Origin of the sequence: Spongiimicrobium salis (assembly GCF_043678055.1) — a bacterium.
In the GTDB taxonomy this organism is placed as follows: domain Bacteria; phylum Bacteroidota; class Bacteroidia; order Flavobacteriales; family Flavobacteriaceae; genus Spongiimicrobium; species Spongiimicrobium salis.
The window spans coordinates 2,043,635-2,067,088 of record NZ_JBHEQA010000001.1; the positions used below are offsets into that span (position 1 = coordinate 2,043,635).

Sequence of the window (23,454 nt, forward strand, 5' to 3'; positions counted from 1 at the left end):
CGTATGAAAGCATTATTACGAACTAAACAATGGTGTTGGGAGGATGAAAATTGAAGGTTTCAAATAAATAATCATAGCCATCTTGGAAGGCTGCTGTTTTTTTACTGGAGGTAGGAATATCTTCGGGAATGGAAATGAAAATTAAAGATACAAATCCAATGGGGTATTCTTCCATAGCAATAGGTGGAAGATTGCCTTTCTTTTCCTCATTTTCTTCCGTAAGACGTTGCATTAAATAGCATTTCCCATTACAATTCAAAGCTGTATTCTCTTTATTGATACAGAGAAATTCACTGATATAATCCTGATTGACAATATATTCAAACAAAGGGGCCACTGGGCGCAGCATGGCCAAAAAATATAATGAAATGAACCAATATGTGAGAAGTACTCTCAAGGAAGTTGTTTGTTTTGGTAAGGCAAAATTAAGTATAATTCTTGCAAAAAAGCTGGGACAGTAATGACTTTTATGTTAAAGTTGATAGGGCTGATTTAAAGTATACAAGACATCTTAAAAAGCATTTTTTATATCTTAGCGAAAACCCCTAAAATGTCGAATTTCCTTTTGTTTCCCTTGCATCTATCGTTGAGACTCATGGTACTGTCCTTGCTTTTTAGCTGCACTATCGTACATGGTCAGGATACCACTGTGAGCAATAATGCTCCCCAAGCTTTGGCCAATAGGTATTTGGGCCAGGCTAGAAGTGCTTACTTAAAAGGGGATTATGAAACTTACAGGGTTTTCAGTGATTCCCTTTATACATATGCTGCTGCGAACAAGCTTCCAAAAATGCAGGTCTTAGGGCTGGTAAACCTTGCTGTGTATTACAACAATCGTGGAGAATCCCAAAAAGCCATTGCACAATACTTGAAAGGATTGCGTATTTGTGAAACGATTCCAAAAGATTTACGGACCAAGTTGGTGGTCATGGTGAATTTGGGAAATACCTATCATAATATTGATGCTTACGACAAATCTATTCATACGATGGAAGAGGTACTCACCACCTATGAGGCTTTGGGGGATAGCACAGGATATCGAGTAAAAACAGCCGCAACTTATAGTATTTCCATGAATTACCTGGAGTTGGGAAAGTATGAGGAGGCCGCGGTCTTTGCGGAACGAACCAAGGCTCTGGCCGAACGTTATGAGGATAAGGAGTTATTGGCTTCTGCTCTAGGCGCGCTGGGCGAGGTCTATTTTGAGAAGAGGGAATACCAAAAAACTGTAGATATTGTAATGGAAAGATTGCGAATGCCTCAATTGAGGGATTCCACAAAACAACAGGCCAGTGCCCTTTTACTGATGGGGAAGTCATTCTATGAATTGGGAGAAAATGAGGAAGCATTATCCTATCTCGAAAAAGTAAGGGGTTTGGCAAAAATCAAAGGATTGAAGACTGTTTTGTCCGATGGTGAAAAGTATAGTGCTTTGGCTTATGAAAAATTAGGTGATTTGAAATCTTCTTTACGTGCGCAGAAGGCCTATACGGAACTGAACAAAGAATTGAACAGAAACAATAGCGAAGCCGTTACTCTAGATATGGAAAAAGACTTAAACCTAAAAGAAAAGGAGGTAGCCGAAATAGGAAGTTGGTTTAAAAAAACACTGTCATTAAGCATTGTCGTGGGTATTCTGTTGTTATTTTCTCTAGTCGTTGTACGAAAACGAAAGTTGCAATTGAACAGGGCACATGAGAATTTACAGGAAGAACATTCTAAATTGCTTCAAAATATAGCGGAAATGGAAAAAAAGCCGCAAAGAGAAGCTTTTGAAACCAAAATTTCTTCGGCCTATAAGAATTCTTCCTTGACCTCTGAAGATTATGAGCGTTATAAGGTTCATATTACCGCTTATATGAAAGAACATAAACCTTTTTTAGACCAGAATTTAAGCCAGGCTACTTTGGCAACTTTATTGGAGATTTCTGCCCATCATCTGTCGGAAGTGCTTCGTTTTGGTTTTGATCAAAATTTTTACAACTTCATTAATTCCTATCGTGTTATGGAGGCTCAGAGGCTCATGGAAAATGACACGAAGAATAAAGAAAAGATATTGGCCATTGGTTTCGACTCTGGCTTTAAAAGTAAAACATCCTTCAATAGAGTTTTCAAGAGCCATACCGGTATGACACCTACGGAATACAGGAAGCAACAATCCCTTTAATACTCCCGGGAAACAGGGGTTTTTTCAAAAAAAGAGTGCCACCCGAGCGAGTGGTACGCATCTTACAATAATAGCACATAAGCTTGCGTTCAGAATAAGGTTCTAACAAAAACAAGACCCTAATGAACAAGTTTTTAACATGCATTGTAGGCTTACTTTTTTTTAGTACAGTCATCGGCCAAACCTTGGTGCCTGATCCTAATTTTGAACAATTTTTGGTAGATCAAGGGATTGATTCCAATGGAATAACAGGTGATATCTTAGATGCTGATGCGGAGGCAGTCACCGTACTATCGGTAACACGAAATGATATAACCGACTTCACAGGCTTGGAAGCGTTTATCAATCTCGTTAATCTCAATGCAGGAACCAATCAATTTGCTACCCTGCCTTTAAACAATTTAACACTTCTTGAGGAGCTGCGATTTAGGAACAATCAAGCTTTGGCAAGTTTGGATTTATCTCAGAACACCGCTTTAAGGATATTTGAAATTAGGGCAAGTAGTGCTGCTCCAATTCCAACAATTCCCAGTCTTGATTTTTCACAAAATTTAAATCTGGAAGAACTGGATATATCCGTATTCGCCAGTATTACCTCCCTGACTTTTCCGGTTACTCCGACCCTTACAGATATTGATATTGCACAACTGAGCGTACCCACTATTGATATGTCCTTATTAACAGGAGATATTGACTTTAGAATAGTTGGGAGTAGGGTAGATGTTACAATATTATATCCAAATCAAAGAGATGCTATGAAGCGTTTGGAGCTAAGCAGTATTGATTTTCCCTTGGTGGATGTTTCAGAATTGATCGGATTGGAACGTTTAGGGCTTTTTGCTACAAATGTTGAGTCCTTCATCTTGCCGAATACCAATACCTTGACCAATATAACCATATGGAATCATGAGATCGCAGCTCCTTTTTCAATGGCTGCTGTCCCTCAGTTGCAGAGTTTGGATATTAGAAACAATTTTGGAACTTTTCCTTTCGACATTGATCTTACGACAAATACAGAATTAAGGAGTTTAACTCTGCCCCGAAATCTTATGAATAGTATTGATATTTCACAAAATATCATGCTGACAACGCTGGATGTCAATACCAATAATTTAACAACTTTAGATGTCACCAATCAACCCGATTTAAATAGACTGGACGCTTACACCAATCAATTGCCCAGTATTGATCTATCGCAAAACTTAAATCTACAATGGTTGAATTTATCGCAAAATGAACTTCCAGCACTGGATGTGACCTTAAATACGGAGCTGAGATCCGTCAATATTAATTCCAATCAATTCACTGGTACAGGTTTGGATTTGACACAAAATTTAGAGCTTTCTTCTTTTTCTGCCGCATTCAATGAAATTGAATCATTGGATATTACCCAGAATACCGAATTGAGTTTTTTGGTGCTCAACGATAATTTGTTCCCTGGAACCGCTATTTTAGATCAATTCTATGCACATCAGCTGAATCGGGGTCGATTGAATATTTTTTTAAATGTCGAAAACAATTTGTTATCCGGAAGAATGCCGGACTTTTTTGGACTCTATGATCCTGCCATACAAACCAGGAGGTCTTCGTTAAGGTTTGGGGGTAATGCCTTTGAATTTGGTGATTTTGAAGAAGAACATCTGGATTATGTAGCCCTATTGACAACAATGTCCATAGGACCTTCACCAGATTTTGTATTTCGAGAATATACCTACGCCCCTCAAGCTAAAGTGAACGCTGTTGAAAATTTCACGCGAAATGCAGGGGAGACCATCACCATAACAACGGTGGTAAGGGGGGCTCAAAATCATTATCGATGGTTTAAGGATGGTATAGAGATTCCAGAAGCTCCGGATGCTCCGGAGTTGGTTATTACGGATTTAAATACTTGTGATGCTGGAGTATATCATACTGAGATTACTAGTGACTTGGTGCCTTTTGAGAATGCTGACCCTCCGGGAACGGACGGCAAGAACTTACTATTAGTACGTAATGATATTACACTTACTGTAAATGCAGTAAAGGATTGTGTTGTTTTAGATATGCCCTTGACTGATGTTCCTATCAATTCAGGGATTCAATGGGCAGATAACCCAGGAGCATGTGGGTATAGGATTAGTATAGGTACGGCATCGGGAAGTGATGACCTTTTACCACTAACCGATGTGGGAGAGGTAACCGTATATAACCATTCAATGGATTATCCGGCAAATCAGGATATCTATGTTACTATTATTCCCTACTATGATGATGGCGATTTTGCAGGTTGTCCAGAGCAAACATTTAGAACCAGCGCTATACGTGTAGTACCAGAATGTACACTATTGATCTCCCCTTTGAACGGCAGTGCCAACGTGGCGGCAAATCTATCGAGAATTGAATGGAATCCGGCCAATGGTGCAGATGAGTACAATATTACCTTGAGTAGTCCCAGTGGAGCCAATGATATCACAACGACAACAACGGACACATTTCTCACACTTGTGGGTGCTTTTATGGAAGGCGAAGAGGTAACCGTCACCATTGTGCCCCTAAATACAGAAGGGAATGCTGGAGCATGTATGCCCGAATCTTTTACCATAGTAAGTGCGGCTACCCCGATGCCCCCTTCCTGTAGCGCTTTGATCGCTCCTGCTGATGGTGCCACGGACGTGGCAGTGGACCTATCGGAGATCAGTTGGACTGCAGTTACTGGTGCCGATGGTTATCGTTTGACGATCAACGGTTCCACGAGCGACCTCAATGATGAGACCTCTTTGGTGGTCACGGGCACGACCCATGCCTTTGCGAACGATTTTGAGAATGGGGAAACGGTCACGGTGACGATCGTTCCCTTCAACGGTGATGGCGATGCCATGGGCTGTACCCCTGAAAGCTTTACCATTGTAAGTGCGGCTGCCCCGATGCCCCCTTCCTGTAGTGCTTTGATCGCTCCTGCTGACGGTACCACGGACGTGGCAGTGGATTTACCCGAGATCAGTTGGGGCGCTGCTGCCGGTGCGGATGGCTACCGTTTGACGATCAACGGTTCCATGAGCGACCTTAATGATGAGACTTCCTTAGTGGTCACGGGCACGACCCATGCCTTTGCGAACAATTTTGACAATGGGGAAACGGTCACGGTGACGATCGTTCCCTTCAACGCCGATGGCGATGCTGTGGGCTGTACCCCTGAAAGCTTTACCATTGTAAGTGCGGCTGCCCCGATGCCCCCTTCCTGTAGCGCTTTGATCGCTCCTGCGGACGGTGCGACGGACGTGGCAGTGGATTTACCCGAGATCAGTTGGACCGCTGTCACTGGGGCGGATGGCTACCGTCTGACGATCAACGGTTCCACGAGCGACCTCAATGATGAGGTTTCCTTAGTGGTCACGGGCACGACACATGCCTTTGCGAACGATTTTGAGAATGGGGAAACGGTCACGGTGACGATCGTTCCCTTCAATGCCGATGGCGATGCTGTGGGCTGTACCCCGGAAAGCTTCACCATAGTAAGTGCGGCTACCCCGATGCCCCCTTCCTGTAGTGCTTTGATCGCTCCTGCGGACGGTGCGACAGACGTGGCAGTGGATTTACCCGAGATCAGTTGGACCGCTGTCACTGGGGCGGATGGCTACCGTTTGACGATCAACGGTTCCGTGAGCGACCTCAATGATGAGACCTCTTTGGTGGTCACAGGCACGACCCATGCCTTTGCAAACGATTTTGAGAATGGGGAAACGGTCACGGTGACGATCGTTCCCTTCAACGCCGATGGCGATGCCGTGGGCTGTACCCCTGAAAACTTCACCATAATAAGTGCGGCTGCCCCGATGCCCCCTTCCTGTAGCGCTTTGATCGCTCCTGCGGACGGTGCGACGGACGTGGCAGTGGATTTACCCGAGATCAGTTGGACCGCTGTCACTGGGGCGGATGGCTACCGTCTAACGATCAACGGTTCCACGAGCGACCTCAATGATGAGACCTCTTTGGTGGTCATGGGCACGACCCATGCCTTTGCGAACGATTTTGAGAACGGGGAAACGGTGACGGTGACGATCGTTCCCTTCAATGCCGATGGCGATGCTGTGGGCTGTACCCCTGAAAGCTTCACCATAATAAGTGCGGCTACCCCGATGCCCCCTTCCTGTAGCGCTTTGATCGCTCCTGCTGATGGTGCCACGGACGTGGCAGTGGACCTATCGGAGATCAGTTGGGGCGCCGCTTCCGGTGCGGATGGCTACCGTCTGACGATCAACGGTTCCACGAGCGACCTCAATGATGAGATCTCTTTGGTGGTCACTGGCACGACCCACGCCTTTACGAACGATTTTGAGAACGGGGAAACGGTCACGGTGACGATCGTTCCCTTCAATGCCGATGGAGATGCTGTGGGCTGTACCCCGGAAACTTTTACCATTGTAAGGGCCACAGTTGGGATGCTCCCTTCCTGTACAACTTTGACCACGCCTGCTGATGGAGCCACGGACGTTGCGGTAGATACTCAATTTATATGGGAAGTAGTTCCTGAAGCGGAAGGTTATTTTTTGGCCATAGGAACTTCTGAGACTACAACAGATATCTTAGGAGTTACAGATGTCAGTCTATTAACTTCTTTCAATCTCTCTGAGTCCTTACCTTTTGGGGAAGAAATTTTTGTGACTATTGTTCCGTACAATGCTGCAGGAAACGCAGGAGGTTGTACGATAACGTCTTTTACTACGGTCGCAGAACCTTTACCTCCGGTTCCACCTCAGGTAGAAACCTTTTTTGGATTTTCTCCTGATGGTGATGGAATCAATGAGTTTTGGGAAATCAATGGTATTGAGAACTACCCCAATAATCGTGTAACAATATTCAACCGTTGGGGAGATGCAGTTTTTAAGATAGCAGGATACGATAACAATGCCAATGCCTTTCGAGGAGAAGCCAATCAACTGACGAGTTTTGGTGCCGGACGATTGCCCGAAGGAACTTATTTCTTCAAGATTGATATTCCAGAAGATCATAATTTAAAGACAACACAAGGATATCTTGTTCTAAAAAGATAAAAAATGACCAAATCCGTTCACTTTTTCTTAATTGTATTGATTTGGGGTATTGGCAAGCTTTTTTGCCAACAATCTCCAACTTTTACCGAGTACAACTACAATCCCTTCATTATCAACGCCGCATATGCCGGAGTCTTGGATAATCCTGAGGCTACCCTAAGCAATATTGGTTTTGGAGCCCAAGGTTTTGATGGAGCTCCTAGAAGTTTCGCATTAACCTTTAATACAGTACTTCAAAATGAAAGTGTAGGACTGGGAGCAGGAGTGATTCGGGATGAAATCGGGGTTACTACGGCTACCCAACTATTTGCTGCCTATTCGTATAAAATTTTTTTAAACGACAATACGCACCCTTACTGGAAAGTGTATGATCGATCGTTTATTTCTTTTGGTTTAAATGCCGGAGCGTTACTGTACAATCAAAACTTATTGCAATTAGGGATAGAAGGGGATCCAAATTTTTCAGAAAACATTAATAGTACGCTTCCCGCTTTGGGGGCAGGAGTGCTTTTTGGGCACGCCAATTTCTTTGCTGGAATTGCTTCTCCCAATTTTTTAGGAGACACTTTTGCGAATCAGGATAACTTAAGGCTATCAAGACCTATTTATGCGTATACAGGCTATCACTTTATCCTTAATCGTTTTAACCCAGACTATGTATTTAAACCCAGTCTTTTGCTTAAATACGAATCCGGTGCCGCTATACAAATAGATACTAATATTTCGCTCTCCATCAAAAAGAGTTTTGAAGTTGGAGTGGGTTTCCGAACCAGTCAAACATTAAGTGCTTTGGTAGGGTTTTACGCCTTGAAAAACTTTCGCTTCTTATATAGTTATAATCAGGGAAATAGCGACTCTCCTTTGGGAACCACCCATGGCATTATCCTAAGTTATCGAGGAGGAGAAGGATATCACTAGAAAGAATAATTCATGGCTATGGAAATTTGCATTATTTTAGTTCATGCCAATCATTAAAAATGGCTTCCTTAAATGTTGTTCGGTTTTCTCTTTCTAATCCCCGTTTTTGTTAGTTTGGGCCTTTGTTTTATCAGAGATTCCAAAAAGAAACGAGGCGTATTGCTGAATCTTCTTATCATCGGAAATGCTTTGCTCTATGTGTTTCCCTTGGCATATGCCTATATTTCCACAAGGCCTGATGGCAATATGTGGAGTGAAAATGGGCCGGGAGCTATCTTGTGGTTGTATTTTTTTATTCTTCCAATCTGCCTAATTGCCTTTATCGTACTAGTGGTATTAAAACTGATTTTTAGAAAGAAGTCATTATAAAAACACAAATCGTACTTCTTTAAGCGAGGTTTTTGAAAAGTGGACTGCAAAAATGTTGTCCAATTGTTGGAACTCTTTGTCTTAAGGTGGATGTAAAAATTAAAATCCGAAGTAATTGCCTTTAAAATTATGCGAATGTTCTTCTGAAAAGTGAGACTTTTGCGTTAAAATTTAAAAGTATGGGAAACCACAGTAAGAAGTGGTTGTATTTAGTGGTATTATCCATCATCTGGGGGACATCCTATATTCTAATCAAAAAAGGATTGGAAGGATTTACGCCGGTTCAATTGGGCGCTTTACGTTTTGTGATGGCCGCAGTTTTTTTATTGGCTTTTGGAGTCCGATCCCTTAAGGGTTTAGATAAGCAGCAATGGAAGTGGATCGCCATTTCGGGGATGTTGGGCAGTTTTTTTCCTATGTTCCTATTTTCGTATGCAGAGACGGAAATAGATAGCAGTATAGCGGCAATCCTGAATTCCCTAGTGCCTTTGTTTACTATTTTTATTGGATACTTAGCCTTTGGGATAAAGGTGCGTAAAAATCAAACCTGGGGCGTTATAATAGGGTTTTTAGGCGCTCTGGCACTCATATTTTTTGGTGCGTCATTGAATCCCGATCAGGATTATCGCTATGCAGGATTTGTGGTGATAGCTGCCATATGCTATGCCTGCAATGTCAATATCATTAAAAGTAAGTTGTACAGTGTTTCCCCTATGGGGATTGCCGTTGGAAATTTTGTTACTATGCTCGCGCCAGCTGTATTGGTGCTAGTGTTTTCAGGAGTATTTGAAGAAAAGGTCGTTGAAGGAGTTTATTTTGCGAGTTCTTTAGGTTACATTACTATTTTATGTATTATGAGTACTTGTGTTGCTAAAGTGATGTTCAATAAATTAGTGCATATTTCGTCTCCGGTATTTTCTGTTTCTGTGACCTATTTAATTCCCATAGTTGGGGTTTTATGGGGTGTTTTAGATGGAGAAGTATTTACAAAATGGCAACTTCTGGCTGCTGTGGTTATTCTCTTGGGCGTATATCTCGTGAATCGGAAAAAAGGAATAATGAGGTCTAAACCAACAATTAAAAATGCCTGATCACTACAAGAAATGGGTTTTTATAGCTTTGCTATCCGTAATTTGGGGTTCTTCTTTTATTCTCATTAAAAAAAGTTTATTAGGTTTTGAACCCTTACATCTGGGAGGACTTCGGATATTGTTTGCCGCCAGTTTTTTATTGATTTTTGGCTTTAGAAGTTTAGGGAAAATTGGTAGGAAAAACTGGAAATGGGTTATTGTTGCAGGGTTCTTAAGTTCTTTTTTTCCTCCTTTTTTCTTTGCCTTGGCACAGACGGAGATCGATAGCGGTGTAACCTCTATATTCAATTCTTTGGCCCCTTTAAGTACCGCTTTGGTAGGAGCATTGTTTTTTGGCGTGGTAGTGATGCGAAAACAATTTTTGGGTGTGGCAGTAGGACTTTTTGGAACAGGGGTGCTCATTTATACGGGAGCAGAATTTAATCCTGATCAAAATTATTGGTATGCCATATTTATCATTTTATCGGCAGTGGGCTATGCCTTCAATATCAATATTATTAAAAAACACTTATCCCATTTAAGTCCATTGGCCGTAACTACAGGGAGCTTTGCGGTTGTTTTACCTCCCACTATTGGGGTGCTTTACGCTACAGGTATCCAAACGGTATCTTGGACAGCTGACGAATTGCAATTGCCAATTCTTTGTATTCTGTTATTGGCTTTTTTTGGAACGGCCTTGGCCAATATCCTTTTTAATAAACTTATTGCCATTTCAAGTCCGGTGTTTGCGGCTTCTGTGACCTATACAGCACCTTTAGTCGCCATTTTATGGGGGCTATGGGACGGAGAGCATATCACTGTATATCAGTTGTTGGGAGGGGCTATTGTTTTGTGTGGGGTCTACATGGTCAATAAGAAAAAAAAAGCAGCCGTTAAGTGATATACATCATTAACGGCTGCTTAAACGAAGCTTAACAAAAAGCTTCCTACCTAACTAACGAAATTTATTAGTCGAAATCAGCATCGGTCACTCCCGTGTTGATAACGGCTTCTATAAGTTTGCTTTCCAAGGGCTGTCCTTGCAAGCTTCCGGATCGTAAACCTGGAAATTTAATACCATCGATTTCTTTATAGTCCTTAAGCAGTGTTTCCTGTACTTGTTTTTGTCCGCCAAAGCTGATGGTCTGCACTTCTTTTACCTTTAAGCCTGTAGCCACATCATAAAAATAACTGACACTAACAGTTTCCCCGGCAACGTCGATTTTGTACGCATCCTTGCCTTCTACTTGCTCAATTCCTGCTACTTTTGCCGCGTCATTATTTACAAATCCGTATTCGGCAAAGACACCTAGGGCCTTTTTTAAATCATCTCTCATGGCGGGAGGAAGTGGAATTTTATTGGCTCCCTGCTTCATAAACAATTCATCCCCTTTGGCAATTACACCTTGAAGTGCATTTTCATTTTGGAAAGTGGTCACGGCGAACTTATCAGCGGTTCTTTTTTCCTCTACTTTGATCGTGGCACCAAAAGCACTTCCTTCATATACCAATTTTAACGATTTGATCGCATCTACTTTAGATTTTCCACCTATGGCATCAAAGTAGTTGTTCACGATGCTCTGAACGGTAATATCTGCGGCAACTTCCTTATATTCTGGCTTGGCGGTGGCATTGGCATATTTGTCATAATATTTAATAGGAACCTTCTTTCCGTTAAAGGAGACTTTTTCAAGGTTTTCCAAAACTTCACTACCCTTTCCAGCAACAACTACACGCGCATTGCTAGAACTCAAATGCTTTTTGGCAGCTTTTTGTACATCAGCTACGGTAATGGCATTGATACGCTCTAGGTAATTTTTATAGAAATCCTTTGGAAGCCCTTCCGTTTCAATGTTCAAGGCATAATTGGCTATGGTCTGTGGTCTTTCCAAAGCCAAAACAAAGTTCCCAACATATTTAGCCTTAGTGTTTCTCAATTCCTTTTCGGACACAGGCTCTTTGATGATGCGATCAATTTCTTTCAGGATTTCTACTACAGAACTGTCGGTAACCATATTTCGTACACTAGCAGTAGCTCTAAATCTTGAAGGAGCATATTTATCAGCACCTATTCCTGAATAGGAACCATAGGTATATCCTTTGTCTTCCCTTAGGTTTAAGAAAAGTCGTGCTTCTCCACCACCACCTAAAATTCGGTTGGCCACTAAGGTTGGCAGATAATCGGCATCTGACATTTTTAGATTGACCAAATTCTGTACGGCGATTTCGGATTGTACGGCATTGGGAGCATCTACAAAGCTGATCTGGGTGTATTGTACATCCGTAGGCTTTGAAAACTGAAAAGAAGGAGGTGTGGCTTTTGTCCAAGCCGTAAAATTTTTAGTGACCAATTCTTTCACTTCGTCAAATTTTACATCTCCGATAACAACCAAGTAGGCATTGGCAGGAACAAAATAGTTGGTGTAAAATTTAGAAACATCCCCAAGGGTTACATTATTTACCGTTTCTTCTGTGGTAAACTCTCCGTAAGGGTGATCCGTACCATAGGCCAATGCACTTTGCACTCTAGAGGCAATGGCAGACACATCCTTTTCTTGCGTTTTTAAACCCGTAATTGTACGTGCTTTTTCAGCATCAAATTCTTCTTGCGTAAATTTTGGATTTAAAGCGGCATCTGCCATTAATTCCAATACGCGTGGGAAATATTTGGATAAAGAACTGGCAAAACCTCCTTGGGCTCCTAAGTTTAATCTCGCCCCCAAGAAATCAATTTCCTCATTGAAATCGTCTTTGGAGATATTTTTGGAACCTTTTCCCATCAATGCTCCTGTAAGCTGTTGTACTCCTGCTTTATCTCCTTCGGCAATTGGTGGGTTGTCTAGGGAAAGCTGAATGGATACTCTTGGTAATTTATGGTTTTCTACAACCATGACCGTCAGTCCATTCTTCAATTCAAATTGTTGAGGTTCCTCCAAATTTATCTCTGGAGCTGGCCCTGGTTTAGGCATAACACTTCGATCTACTTGCGCTTGTGCGCCAACGGCCATAAACACTATGGCTAATGCAGTATATAACTTTTTCATTGCTTAATTTTCTGTTTTGTCCTTTGGTAAATAATCGATCAATACGCGTTGGTTCGACTTTAAGTATTTGTTGGCTACTTCTTTAATCTCTTCTCGAGTTATAGAGCGATAGATATCAATAGTCTTGTTGATCAAGGCTGTATCTCCATAAAGCATGTAGTTGGTAGCTAAGGATCCAGCAATACCTTGGACGCTGGAATTGGAATTTACAAACTGGTTTTCAAACTTGTTCTGTAATTTTTGATAATCTTTTTCAGAAATCAATTCGTTCTGCATTTTGGCAATTTCATCATCAATTTCAACACGTAGGTCGCTTAAAGGAGTATCTCCTACAGGAAGCGCGAAAATTCCATACATGCCATAATCTTCTTGTCCTAAATTAAAGGCTTGCACCGCTAAGGCCATTTTTTTATCCTCGACCAACCTTTTGTAGAGTTTGGAACTATTTCCATCGCTCAAATAGGTAGAAATCATTCCTAGGACATAGGCATCACGCTCTTTAAAACCAGGTGTCCTGTAAGCAGCTAGAGCGGCAGGAATCTGAATATTGGCGTCATAAGCCTCAATTTTGGTCTCTTCCGTAATAGGTGCTTCTTTAGGATAGTTCCGAACAATATCCTCGCCCCTTGGGATTCCTCCATAATAATCGGTAATCATTTTCTTGGTTTCGTTGACATCGATATCCCCTGCTACGACCAAGACGGCATTATTAGGAGCATAATACTTTTTGTTGTAGGCAAGGACATCCTCTAAAGTTGCAGCGTCCAAGTCCTTCATATACCCAATATTGGGATCCTTGTAAGGATGCACTTTAAAAAGACTACTTCCAAGTACGGGAAGAATATTCCCATAAGGCTGATTGTCATAACGAAGGCGCTTCTCTTCCTTCACTACTTCCTGTTGCGTATCAATACCCGTTTGATCAATAACCGGGTGCAACATACGCTCGGACTCCATCCACAATCCCAATTTTAGATTATTGGACGGAAAAACTTCAAAATAATAGGTTCTGTCTTGGGAGGTATTGGCATTGTTTTGCCCTCCGTTGGAGGATACAATTTCAAACCATTTGCCACGCTCAATATTTTTAGTGCCTTCAAACAGTAGATGTTCAAACAAGTGGGCAAATCCGGTGCGCCCCTCCGTGCGGTCCTTCCCACCTACATGATACATTACCGAAGTGGTAACCACGGGGGCAGTGTTGTCTTGATGTAAGATAACGTGGAGTCCATTATCCAAATCATATTCTTCATAAGCCACTTCTTGGGCTGTGGTGACCATGGTAGCTGATAGTAAGGCTGCGGCCACGAAAAATTTTCTTTTCATTGTAATTAGTGTTTATATCTATTTCAAGTTTTCCATAGGTGTGTGTTTTGCACCAAATGTTACACGAAGATAGATTTTTTTAAGAAAGTTTATGGAAATGGGACCCCTCCTTTAACATCCTAGGAGTGCCAAAAACAAAATAATTTAGTATATTAAAGATCTGAATACTAAAATATTAGCACCATGAAACAATTTGCACTACCTATCCGTTTTGGGGTGGCTACCAGTGGTTGCCTCATCGCTTATTTTTTAATTCTTTCTCTATTTAATCTGCATACAAACATTTTTTACAGCCTTTTTAATGGCATAATTACGGGTTTTGGAATCTATGAGGCCATTAAATATTTTAAACAACAACATGGCATTGGTTTTGGATATGGCAAAGGCTTCGCCGGTGGCATTATCACAGGTTTTGTGGCGACACTGCTTTTTACCTTCTTTTTTGCTTTTTACGCCACCGAAATCAATACGCTTTTTCTAAAGGAACTTTCTTCGGTTTGGTTTGAAAGCTATGACACTTCAGCAGGTATTGTTTTCTTTACCGTAGCGATTATGGGTTTTGCCACTACCATAGTATTGACACTGTCTTTTATGCAGTTGTTTAAAACTTCCAATAACCCCAAAACTTCGCAAATACCGAAACAAGTTTAAGGTAAAATTGATGCAAGCATTGTTATTTTTCTAGAATAAATGGAGTATACCGCTTAAACAGCCTTAAATTCTATAAAAAAGGCTTGTCAATTAATGAATTAGCAGTATATTTGCATCCGCTTATTGAAAAGTAAGTAAGGATTTTTAAACAAACTAATATATACGCTATGTATGCAATTGTAGAGATGGCAGGGCAGCAATTTAAGGTTGCGAAAGACCAAAAAGTATATGTTCACCGTTTACAAGAGGAAGAAGGTAAAAAGGTTACTTTTAACAATGTACTTCTTATTGAGGATGGAAAGAATATTACTGTTGGCGCCCCAGCTATAGACGGAGCCGCTGTTGAGGCCAAAGTCGTGAAGCACCTTAAAGGTGACAAAGTTATTGTCTTTAAAAAGAAAAGACGTAAAGGGTACAAAACAAAGAACGGTCACAGACAATATTTGACTGAAATTGTAGTTGAGAAGATTGTTGCTTCTGGAGCTAAAAAAGCGGCGCCAAAGAAAGAAGCTGCACCAAAAGCTACAGCGAAGAAGGCTGCTGCTCCTAAGAAGGAAGCTGCGCCAAAGGCAAAACCAGCCGCTAAAAAAGAAGCTGCTGCTGAAACAACAACGGATTACAGTAAAAATACAGTAGCCGAATTGAAGGAAATGGCAAAAGCTAGAGGAATAGAAGGAATTTCTTCTATGAAGAAAGCAGATTTAATTGCGGCCTTAAGTAAATAAGTTAAAGAATTAAAAATAACATATCATGGCACATAAGAAAGGTGTAGGTAGTTCTAAAAACGGTAGGGAATCAGAATCGAAACGCTTAGGAGTTAAGATTTTTGGTGGTCAAGCTGCTATTGCAGGAAACATTATCGTAAGACAACGTGGTACGAAACATAATCCAGGAGAAAATGTTTATGCCGGAAAAGATCACACATTACATGCCAGAGTTGATGGCATCGTAAGATTTGCAAAAAAAGCAGGTGGAAAATCCTATGTTTCCATAGAGCCTTTTGAGGCTTAAGAAGCTTTTTTATCAAAAGATTGAAACCCTCTTTCCATTTTGGAAGAGGGTTTTTGCATTTAGGACTTTGGTTTCTTCTCTAGAATGTCCCGAACAATTTTTAAATGGTGTTCTGTGTGCAACTGCATAAAACGCAGCGCCTGCTTTTTGTTCAATTCCTTGAAATAAGGATGTTTAAAATGAACATGGTCATCCATTTCAAGCACTTTTTCCAGTTTTTCTTTAGCTGTTTGCAGTTGAGTCAAAATAGCTTCGGTTGTTATAATTTTAGGAGGCCTCACGGATTTTGGTGCTTTAGCCTTACCTCGGGGGATATAATTAAAGGTATAACAGAACAAACGTAAAAAACTAAAATTTGGCTGATACGTTTTAGGGTCTGAAGCATTCAAGGTATCACAAATACCATTGATCACCTTAAGACTATGATCTAGATGCCAGGCAACAGGGACTGCGGAAACGTTAGTGTTCAATTGATCTCTTTTTGAGAGATAAGTTTCTATGAGAGTCAGTTGTTGTTCCATTGATACTTGCTTTTTGGAAAGGAGACTTAAAAATACGGAAATAGTCAAAAGACTGATAAGGAGTAGAAAAAGATGGTTTTTGTTTTTTTGTTTTAGTAGCATACTTTTAAACTTAAAATTGATAGGTATACCCAATATTCGGAAAAAAACCAACTTGATCTATCTGGTTGATATCGTTGGTCAAACGGTTGAAACGTTGGGCAAATACATTTCTTCGATTTGTTATATTTTGGAGATCGAGAAAGAATTGATGGGATTGCTTTTTTTGTTTGCTGTTCAACGTAATGCCAAACTTAAAATCCCATCGCAAATAAGAATCATTTTGAGTACTGAAAGCTTCATCCTCCAACAACACTTCAAAGCCGTTTTCTTGGGAATTTAAGATATCTACCGGAGTAAAAAAACGTCCTCCTGCGGTTGCAAACCGCGTATCGAAAAACAATTTATGATGTCTCAATGGCCCAAGGGAAAATTCCTTGCCCATAAGCAGATTTATAGTGTATTGATTATTGAATGGAGTATTGCGTTCTATACCGTCACTCCCCCTATAGCGACTTTCAAACAGGGAAGTCGTTAAAAGACCGTAGTAGTCATTACTGAAGAATTTTTCCACAGTAAGTTCAATCCCTCTATTAAACCCTGTTCCTCCGTTATTCAAGGAAATGCGATTATTATCAAACACAAAATCACTTCCTTCTGTAAGGGATGAATAACTTGAAGGAAACGATTCTACCGCAGCATTGGAGATATCCTGATAATAGCATTCCAATTTTCCATGCCAATTGGGAGCTATTTTCACATCATAACCTAAAACGTAATGATCGCTGCGTACAAAGTCCAATTTCCTATTTGGTTGAACTAAATTGCCATTGCGCTCTTCTCCCAAAAATAATAAAGGCAAGGGAACCGATTGACGATGAATGCCATAACCAAGTTGGATGCTGTGTTTATCTGAAATCTGATAACTAAGACCGGCTCTGGGTGCAATAGCAGTTTGTTTGTTGAGACTACTATACATTCCGCGTAGCCCACTAGTAAGGATTAGGTCTTGTGAAACACGCCATTGCAATTGTGCATAAGGCTGCCATAAGAGAAAGTTGTTCTTGGCATCTCTAAAAGTAAATAGGTCAGGATCGCCATCACCATCTTGATCGGTTTGCTCTTCCCTGTCCCGCAATAAGGACCGTACATCAAAATAAGCCAGTGAGGCCCCTGCTTTTATCGTAATCTTCTTACTTAATTTTGAATTTAAAAAAGTGGATAGGCTAAGACGGGTTTCTGCATTATCGATTTCTGAAAAAAGAACGCTTCGTTCCGTAGGCATATTGAAATCAAGCAATCGATTGGCAGTAATGGCGTTAGAAGATTGTGCTACTGCTATCGTACTCCCTAAGAAAGACTGCTCACCTAGAGTTGTGCGGTGTTTTAATCCCAGAACACCGAAGCTTGATTTTACAAAAAGATCTTCATCTTCGGCTGCAAAGAGGTCATCTGTATCCGTTTCTTCTCCTAAAAAATCAATATTGGAAGTTCCAAAAATCCCAAAAATGGATAAGGCTCCGAACTTGCCCTTTCCAAAATCGAGGTGAAATGCCAAATCTCCATAATTAGGTGTCGCTGTAGATGCCCCACCAGCTCCGGCTCCAATAAGGGCAACAAGGGAATAACGGAAAGCAGCTAAGAACGACCCATTTTTTTTACCTAGTGGGCCCTCGGCATTTGCTTCTAGTCCCGTAAAGGCGCCAAGTTGGAGGCTGAATTCGTAATCATCGGCATTTCCTTTTCTAAACCCAAGATCAAATACTCCACCCAAAGCGTTCCCATATTCGGCAGGAAAAGCGGAAGTGAAAAAGTCAGAATTCTTGAGCACATTTGAATTGATAGCAGATACGGGGCCACCAGTGGCGCCGAATGCTGCAAAATGATTTGGATTGGGGATAGGAATCCCTTCCAATTTCCATAAGAGTCCAGTTGGTGAATTCCCCCGCACAACAATATCGTTCCTACTGTCATCTGGTGTAGAAACGCCGGCGAAGTTTGCAGCCAAACGAGCCACATCGCCACGTCCTCCAGAAAATCGTGTAACTTCCTCCAAGCCAAATTGCCGTGCAGAAACTGTTGCTAAGCTATTAAGAGGTCTGTTCTTGGAATTGTCATTAGAAAGCACAACTTCATCCAGTTGGTCAAAAGATTCCAATAGCGTAATCCGGAGCACAACATCTTTTCCCGAACGGACCTCAATGTTTTCCTGAATCCTGGTTTCAAAACCAATATAGCTAATACGAATGCGTTGTCTTCCTAAAGGAACATCCCTTAAAACAAAGCGTCCATTGGCATCAGTAATTACTCCAGTTTTAATTTCTGCGTTCAATAATTCTATAGTTGCGCCTTCAAGTGGACTTTTTGATTGCTCGTCTAAAACAATACCTTTTATGGTGCCATTTTGCCCATAAGCCAATACACTGTTCCATAACGCCAGTGTAAAAAGAAAAATAGTTTTCATTTCGTATTTTTTATGAAGCGAAACTATAAGAAGAAGTGCTGGTTTACAGAAATTTGTGGGTAACCGGAAGGTTTTGGTGTCAATAGGAAAGCAAAGACAGAAAAAGGGATGAAAGGGAAAGCTTGAATGGAAAACAGGAAACTAAATCAGTAGCTTTCTAGGGAAATTCCTGGAAACAGGAATAGGATTTGGTGCGCCTTCGAGAAGAAGATACAGGGCACGCGCATTTCCTTTTACCGTGATGATTTTAGAAGTATTGACTATATAGGAACGGTGAACACGTAAGATGGACGGATAATCTTGCAGTTGATTTTCAAGTTTTTTTAAAGATAGTCGCACAAGTTGATGTACAATTTTGGAATCTTGATAACAGGTCAAAGTCGTATAGTTATTCGCTGAAGTTGCATATAAAAAACTATCCAACGCCATTTTTAAGGGTTTTTCTTTAATGCTATCTGCTGTTATAGTTATTTGTTCATGTACTTTAAGGGGCTCTTTATCCGATAATAATTTATTTAGGGCTATGGCATTGGTATTATTTTTTTTATTGGAAATCAGTTCAACTAAGAAAATCAAAATAATTACCGGAAAGATTCCTACAGAAAAAGATATTCCAAAAAATTCCAGAAAATCGCGCTCCTGTCCCATGGGGGGATAAAAAGTGTTGTTGTAAAACGTATTGAAGCCTGCCACTACAATAAAACAGAGAAATAAGAACCCAATTTCTTTCTTGATTTGCCAGCGCTCTGCATTGAACAAGGACCTAAAGACATTAGGGATTATAAAATAACAAAAGCCAAGGGCAAGGGTTACCGATAGGCCAAACCCTAATATGAAAGGCAATTGGTAATCGGTAATTTTTTGTAATCCAAATGGTTTGAAAATAAATAAGAAGACCGCCACGAAAAGTCCAAAAGAAAAAACCAATAACACCTTATCTTTTGTTCCATTGATGAGAGGGTAGGGTTTATTAAGCCATGTAAGGAGTTTCAATATGCCTATTTTCAAGTGATTATTACGAAGATACTATAGTCATTTCATATAATGCTTTTTAGAAAAGTAATATTCTAGTAAATAGCACTAAAATTGAAATCGGGAGAAGGATTTTTCAGAATACCTATATAGATCGTTTTTTGAGGTTCACCTGATTGGTAGAGGGGATATCCTAAACTTTAAAAAATGGCTTGATTTTTGATTAATAAACACTAGGATCAAACTAACAATCAATGCGTACTATTTTGCTTCTTTCTACCCTTCTGTTAATGTATTCGGCACATTCCCAAAAAAAGCGGCAAATCAAAACCATCCATGTTTTTGTAGCCTTATGCGATAATCTCAATCAAGGTATTGTACCGGTATCCAAAACCTTGGGAGATGGACAAAACCCAAGGACAAATTTATATTGGGGTGCCCTTTATGGGGTGAAAACACATTTTAAAAGAAGTAAGGATTGGACTTTGGTCAAGAAATTGGAAAGCCACAATTCCCACATCTTGGAACGCATTTTATTTAAGCATACGAGTACGGAAACCTATCTGTTGGCCGAAGCTTATGATGGAAAATACATTAAAGAAACCACTATCGATTTTTTGAAAGCAGCGAGCGGAGGAGCAGAACAGAAAGTAAAAGGGCCCTCTGAGAACGAACTTTCTTTTGGAGGGGCATCCAATATGGTTGCTTATATAGGTCATAATGGCTTAATGGAATTTGATGTGGAGGGGAACTTCAAAAGCAAGAATAAAAAAAAGAGAGATGCTATTATGTTGGCTTGTATTAGTAAGGACTATTTTAAACCTTATCTTAAGGAAACCGGGGCTCAACCTTTGGTTTGGTCTACAGGATTAATGTCTCCGGAAGCCTATACCTTAGCCTGGAGTATACAAGCTTGGATAGCGGGCGAAACCCCAGACCAGATTAGGGAAAGTGCAGCTCAAGCCTATCATAAATATCAAAAATGTGGTGTCCGGGCCGCTCGGAATTTATTGGTCACCGGATATGAATAGTAAAAGAAGGATTTTTCAAAAATACGGGCTTTCTTAAAAGCTTCTTTTGACGTTCCCATGAAATAGACTATATTGTAGTATATATTCTTTAATGCCAATGACGTGTATTTGGACTCATATGACAAATGGCAATCCCTTCATAGGGATAAAAGAATATGGCCTTGTCGTACTGTTTCTTTTTTTTGGATATGCCATGGTACAAGGGCAACCTGCTGATAAGGATCAAGGGAGTACATGGGCAACTACGGCCTCTGCAGAAAAAATTTATATTCATTTAGATAAGACTACTTATGCTCCAAAAGAAACACTTTGGTTCAAGGCTATTGTAGTACAGGCCAATAGTCATCTTTTAGAAACGAAGAGTGATGTGCTCTATGTTGAACTTATTGATAGATTCAAGCGACTTGTAGCAGTCAAACGACTAAAATTGGAGCATGGTATTGCCGATGGGTTTTTTGATATCAAGGAAGAGTATGCGCCAGGAGTACATATGCTTCGAGCCTATACGGAATGGAATAAAAATTTTGGGCAAGATTTTATTTTTACGCAGTATATCGATATCCTTCCTAAAAATAAATTGGAACTCCAAGAGGTCAATGCCGAAAAAGAAAAGGGCAACATCACAGCAAATGATGAAGCAGATTTAAACGCCTTTTTTTTCCCGGAAAGTGGATATATGGTCCATCAAATGGAAACGAAATTGGGGTTTAAGGTGATATCTCAAGGAGCTGGAATTCCCGCCGCCGGGGAAATCATAACAAAAGAAGGCGGAAAAGTGGGAAGTTTCCAGACGAATGCGCTCGGAATGGGAGCAATACCTTTTGTCCCTGATGCCAATCAGGAATATTATGCAAATATACGGACTGCGGACGGCAGAGCATTTAAAACAGCCTTACCCAAAGTCTTGCGCACTGGAACAGTCTTGAACGTTGGAGAAATGGAGGGTGGTATTGGTTTAAAAATTGCTTCCAATAGGATTAAGAATGACAGTATCTATATTCAAGGGAAGAGCCGCGGTCAAACCTACTATTATGCTAAAGCATATATCGGGGAAAGAAAAGCTTTTTTAAAAGTGGCCAAGGATATTTTCCCAGAGGGCATTGTGGCGTTCACCCTATTTGACAAAAACAAAATACCTCTTGGGGAGCGACTTTTTTTTGTGGAAAATGAAACCTATCGCCTCCATATAGAGGCAGATACAGATCGGGAATGGTACCGGAGGGGAGAAGAAGTGACTTTAAATGTTAGAGCAACCGGCCAAAAAAATACGCCAAAAAATCCTGATTTTTCAGTTTTGGTCATTCATAAAGACGAATTGGGAACAGCACAGCTTTCCAAGCAGAATATTTTGTCCTACTTATTGCTGGATTCCGATTTACGCGGAAATATAGAGGCTCCTGGAAACTATTTTAAAAAAGCAAATAAGCATAGAAAGAATGATTTGGATGCCCTTTTGCTCACACAAGGATGGCGGGGCTATAAGTACCAAAGACAATTGGATTCGATCCGATTTCTTCCAGAAAAATCACTGGTGGTCTCAGGGGCGGTCCGACCTACGAAAAAGGGAAAGGGAATATACGGGAATAGAAAGGTGAGTATGATGCTATTGGGAAAGAACCCCGTGGTACTGCAACAAGAGACGGATGAGAAAGGAAAATTTAAGTTTCCTATAGGAATACAATACGGTCCGAAACTTAAGATGGTGGTACAATTGGAAAATGAGGAGGACAAGAAGAATTACGGGGTGTACTTGGATAAAAAAATCGGTCCAAGAATCATTTTTGAACCTATGGGGAATACTATGGTCAAGGATAGTTTACTACAGATTTTCGCAGAAAAGAATTTACTGAAAACCGCTATTAGAGACTCCTTAAAATTAGCGGATAATACCATTTCCTTAGATGAAGTTATTGTTCAGAGTAGGAAATTGAGCCCCAAACGAAAAGAGATGGATGCCTTGCACGGAGAGCCTGATATTGTTATCAATGAAAAGGAGATACAGGAGAAAAACAGGAAATGGTCGTATGGCATCTATAGTGTCCTTAGAAATAGTTTTCAAGGGCAAATTGAGATTAGAAATAATGTAGGAAGTAATGGGGATAATATATCAGTCCATGTATATGGTGCAACGCACACATTCATTTTGGTAGATGGAAAACCGGTATCGCTTCGTAAATTGCCTTTGGTTGGACGTATTCCGGCAGAAGAAGTGGTTGGGGTAGAAATTTTAAAAAGCCCTTCCAATAGTAGAAAGTACTTAGCCGATGTTTTTAACGAGACCGGTGTTCCTACCGAGTTGGGATTGATTTCTTTTATTTCTATTTATACCCGTTCGGGAAAAGGATTGCTTGTTGGCCGTAAAAAAACACAGGTGCAAGAGCTTAGCGTTCCCACCTTTGCCTTATCCAAGGAGTATTATTTGCCTTTGGAAGAAACCGGCGCCTATGTCGGAAGGGGTATTCAGGAAGGAACGCCCCTGATATATTGGAAACCAAGGCTTATGTTAGCTGAAAATGGAACTGCAAGTATTAATTTTGATAATGGGAATCGGCTTGGAGAAATGCTCGTAGTCTTGGAATGTATTGACCAAAATGGCGCTCTTGGTTATAAGGAAATTACCTATGAAGTCCGATCTGGGGCAAAGTATTAAAGGCAGATTCAATACCTCCATATTTGTTTTCTGAATTTTACCATCTAACACAGATTAGCGTTTGCGAATATACTTCCGAATCCTTGTGAGGTATGAGGAGAATGCCCTCACATTAAAGATAGCATAGAAGAAAATGACATCTTTACTTTCTTCCCTTAAAATAAAAAATCCCTAAATATCGTGAATAGGTC

General features: G+C 40.6%; 17 protein-coding genes. 11 read left to right on the plus strand and 6 right to left on the minus strand.

The window, feature by feature from the left end; translation table 11 throughout:
* Positions 1-22: 22 nt before the first annotated feature.
* Entirely contained in the window at positions 23-397 is a 375-nt protein-coding gene (locus tag ACEXOE_RS08950) for a hypothetical protein (protein WP_394748404.1), read from the minus strand.
* Positions 398-550: 153 nt separating this feature from the next.
* On the opposite strand from ACEXOE_RS08950, the gene ACEXOE_RS08955 reads away from it, so the two are divergent.
* The 6 genes from ACEXOE_RS08955 (at position 551) to ACEXOE_RS08980 (ending at position 10,455) form a co-directional block, all read left to right on the plus strand.
* Positions 551-2,167 (plus strand): helix-turn-helix domain-containing protein, encoded by a 1,617-nt coding sequence (locus ACEXOE_RS08955; protein WP_394748405.1) that lies wholly within the window; start codon positions 551-553, stop codon positions 2,165-2,167.
* Between the two features lie 122 nt (positions 2,168-2,289).
* Positions 2,290-7,197, plus strand: coding sequence for a T9SS type B sorting domain-containing protein (locus ACEXOE_RS08960; protein WP_394748406.1), 4,908 nt, complete (start codon positions 2,290-2,292; stop codon positions 7,195-7,197).
* Positions 7,198-7,200: 3 nt separating this feature from the next.
* Positions 7,201-8,115, plus strand: coding sequence for a PorP/SprF family type IX secretion system membrane protein (locus ACEXOE_RS08965; RefSeq protein WP_394748407.1), 915 nt, complete (start codon positions 7,201-7,203; stop codon positions 8,113-8,115).
* Positions 8,116-8,187: 72 nt separating this feature from the next.
* Positions 8,188-8,484 (plus strand): hypothetical protein, encoded by a 297-nt coding sequence (locus ACEXOE_RS08970; protein ID WP_394748408.1) that lies wholly within the window; start codon positions 8,188-8,190, stop codon positions 8,482-8,484.
* A 179-nt stretch (positions 8,485-8,663) separates the two neighbouring features.
* Complete coding sequence (locus ACEXOE_RS08975) at positions 8,664-9,575, plus strand: DMT family transporter (protein ID WP_394748409.1); 912 nt, start codon at positions 8,664-8,666, stop codon at positions 9,573-9,575.
* Positions 9,568-10,455, plus strand: coding sequence for a DMT family transporter (locus ACEXOE_RS08980; RefSeq protein ID WP_394748410.1), 888 nt, complete (start codon positions 9,568-9,570; stop codon positions 10,453-10,455). Before ACEXOE_RS08975 ends, ACEXOE_RS08980 begins: the two co-directional genes overlap by 8 nt.
* 67 nt (positions 10,456-10,522) lie before the next feature.
* Here the strand turns inward: ACEXOE_RS08980 and ACEXOE_RS08985 are convergent, their stop codons facing one another.
* The gene (locus ACEXOE_RS08985; RefSeq protein WP_394748411.1) at positions 10,523-12,598 is read right to left on the minus strand and encodes a M16 family metallopeptidase; all 2,076 of its coding nucleotides are present in this window, start codon (positions 12,596-12,598) and stop codon (positions 10,523-10,525) included.
* Between the two features lie 3 nt (positions 12,599-12,601).
* Positions 12,602-13,924, minus strand: coding sequence for a M16 family metallopeptidase (locus ACEXOE_RS08990; RefSeq protein ID WP_394748412.1), 1,323 nt, complete (start codon positions 13,922-13,924; stop codon positions 12,602-12,604).
* A 183-nt stretch (positions 13,925-14,107) separates the two neighbouring features.
* Between ACEXOE_RS08990 and ACEXOE_RS08995 the strand changes: the two genes are divergently transcribed.
* The 3 genes from ACEXOE_RS08995 (at position 14,108) to rpmA (ending at position 15,586) form a co-directional block, all read left to right on the plus strand.
* Positions 14,108-14,575: a DUF4199 family protein gene (locus ACEXOE_RS08995; RefSeq protein WP_394748413.1), complete on the plus strand. Its 468-nt coding sequence runs from the start codon at positions 14,108-14,110 to the stop codon at positions 14,573-14,575.
* A 167-nt stretch (positions 14,576-14,742) separates the two neighbouring features.
* On the plus strand, positions 14,743-15,300 hold the full coding sequence (rplU, locus tag ACEXOE_RS09000) for a 50S ribosomal protein L21 (protein ID WP_394748414.1): 558 nt from the start codon (positions 14,743-14,745) through the stop codon (positions 15,298-15,300).
* A 25-nt stretch (positions 15,301-15,325) separates the two neighbouring features.
* Positions 15,326-15,586, plus strand: coding sequence for a 50S ribosomal protein L27 (rpmA, locus tag ACEXOE_RS09005; RefSeq protein WP_394748415.1), 261 nt, complete (start codon positions 15,326-15,328; stop codon positions 15,584-15,586).
* Between the two features lie 59 nt (positions 15,587-15,645).
* Here rpmA and ACEXOE_RS09010 read toward each other — a convergent pair whose 3' ends face one another.
* The 3 genes from ACEXOE_RS09010 to ACEXOE_RS09020 all read right to left on the minus strand — a co-directional run bounded on the left by ACEXOE_RS09010 (position 15,646) and on the right by ACEXOE_RS09020 (position 19,603).
* Entirely contained in the window at positions 15,646-16,107 is a 462-nt protein-coding gene (locus ACEXOE_RS09010) for a DUF1569 domain-containing protein (RefSeq protein ID WP_394748416.1), read from the minus strand.
* A gap of 112 nt (positions 16,108-16,219) precedes the next feature.
* On the minus strand, positions 16,220-18,610 hold the full coding sequence (locus ACEXOE_RS09015) for a TonB-dependent receptor (RefSeq protein ID WP_394748417.1): 2,391 nt from the start codon (positions 18,608-18,610) through the stop codon (positions 16,220-16,222).
* A 141-nt stretch (positions 18,611-18,751) separates the two neighbouring features.
* Positions 18,752-19,603, minus strand: coding sequence for a LytTR family transcriptional regulator DNA-binding domain-containing protein (locus ACEXOE_RS09020; RefSeq protein ID WP_394748418.1), 852 nt, complete (start codon positions 19,601-19,603; stop codon positions 18,752-18,754).
* Between the two features lie 233 nt (positions 19,604-19,836).
* On the opposite strand from ACEXOE_RS09020, the gene ACEXOE_RS09025 reads away from it, so the two are divergent.
* Entirely contained in the window at positions 19,837-20,613 is a 777-nt protein-coding gene (locus ACEXOE_RS09025) for a hypothetical protein (protein WP_394748419.1), read from the plus strand.
* Between the two features lie 118 nt (positions 20,614-20,731).
* Entirely contained in the window at positions 20,732-23,263 is a 2,532-nt protein-coding gene (locus ACEXOE_RS09030) for a TonB-dependent receptor (RefSeq protein ID WP_394748420.1), read from the plus strand.
* The last annotated feature ends 191 nt before the right edge of the window (positions 23,264-23,454 follow it).